This is a genomic window from Paraburkholderia sp. BR10937 (assembly GCF_040965695.1).
In the GTDB taxonomy this organism is placed as follows: domain Bacteria; phylum Pseudomonadota; class Gammaproteobacteria; order Burkholderiales; family Burkholderiaceae; genus Paraburkholderia.
This window is the reverse complement of sequence record NZ_JBFRCL010000134.1, coordinates 1-1,616: the sequence shown is the minus strand read 5'-3', so window position 1 is coordinate 1,616 and position 1,616 is coordinate 1. Positions and strand designations below refer to the sequence as shown.

1 protein-coding gene is annotated in these 1,616 nt (G+C 64.2%); it reads left to right on the top strand.

Annotation, left to right across the window (positions count from 1 at the left end):
- Positions 1–102 precede the first annotated feature (102 nt).
- Positions 103–1,521, top strand: coding sequence for an ISNCY family transposase (locus AB4Y44_RS42270; RefSeq protein ID WP_368702798.1), 1,419 nt, complete (start codon positions 103–105; stop codon positions 1,519–1,521).
- Positions 1,522–1,616: the final 95 nt, after the last annotated feature.

Sequence of the window (1,616 nt, the reverse complement as noted above, 5' to 3'; positions counted from 1 at the left end):
TGTGGGGGCTACGTCCTAATGTCGTGTTCTGGCTATTTACAGATGTCGTGTTTTTGAGCGCTGGCAAGCTGGCAGACTGCTGCAACCGCTGCGGGGCCTGCCATGAAGCCGGACACGACGCTGGTGAGTTTGAGCATGCGCGAACTGGACAGACTGAAGGTTATACAGGCCGTCGTTGAGACGGGCCTCAAGCCCGGCCGTGCCGCGGAACGGCTCGGGCTGACGGTACGTCAGATCGAACGGCTGGTGATCCGGTACCGGGAGCACGGGCCGTCTGGCGTGGCCTCCGGCCGGCGCGGTCAGCCAGGTAACCGCAAGCTCGACGAAGGCCTGGCGTTGCGCGCCCTGATGATCATCCGCGAGCGCTACGCCGATTTCGGGCCGACGCTGGCCCGCGAGAAGCTCGCTGAATGCCACGGCATCCGGCTGTGCAAGGAAACGGTGCGCCAACTGATGACCCAGGCCGGCCTGTGGGTGCCGCGCAAACAGCGTCCACCGAAGGTCTACCAGCCGCGCGCCCGGCGTGCATGTTTCGGCGAGCTGGTGCAGATCGACGGCAGCGACCACCGCTGGTTCGAGGACCGGGCGCCGGCCTGCACGCTGCTGGTGTACGTGGACGACGCGACGAGCCGGCTGATGGAGCTGCACTTCACGCAGACTGAGTCGACGTTCAGCTATTTCGAGGCCACGCGCGCGTATCTGGAGCGCCACGGCAAACCGGTGGCGTTCTACAGCGACAAGGCGAGCGTCTTTTACGTGAAGCGCCGCGCCGAGACTGCAGGCAAAGGTGTCACCCAGTTCGGCCGGGCGATGTATGAGCTCAATATCGACACGTTCTGCGCGAACTCAAGCCCCGCCAAGGGCCGGGTGGAGCGCGCCAACCTGACGCTGCAGGATCGACTGGTGAAGGAACTGCGCCTGCGCGGCATCAGCACGCTGGACGAAGCGAACGCCTGGGCCCCCGCCTTCATGGCGGCCTACAACGCCCGCTTCGCGAAGCCGCCCAGAAGCCGGTTCGATGCACACCGGCCGCTGCGTGCGGACGAGGATCTCGACGCAATCCTGACCTGGCGGGTACAGCGCAAGGTATCGGATTCACTCACGCTGCTGAACGACCGCGTGATCTGGCTGCTGAAGGACACGCCGGCAACCCGCCGGCTGATCGGCCGCTACATCGAGGTATGGGAGTATCCGGACGGTCGCATCGAACTGCGGGCCGGTGGTGCAGCACTGCCCTGTATCCCCTATGACAAGCTCTCGGAAATCGACCAGGGCGCCGTGATCGAGCACAAGCGGCTCGGCCATGCGCTGCGCGTCGCCCAGGCGCTGCAGGCGCAACGCGACAACCGTCGCGTATCAGGCTCGCCATCCCGCACCAATCGCGGCGCCGCGGTACGCAAACCGAAACCATTGCCTGGCGCACGGAAGCAGCGCGAAGTGACACTCGAGGACTTGAATGCGGCGGTAATGGGGACTCACCGCAACCCGGGAGGCTCGGTGCTAAAAACCCCCTCCAGATAGATATAAAGGACTACAAAACAACCACACCCAGAACCAACCTCAACCCCGACATCTGTATTTAGCCGGGACCCCGACATCTGAAAATGGCTTTGACA

Bases quoted from the DNA above. Each gene is read 5' to 3' on its own strand.
- AB4Y44_RS42270 (WP_368702798.1), top strand. From the start codon at position 103: ATGAAGCCGGACACGACGCTGGTGAGTTTGAGCATGCGCGAACTGGAC.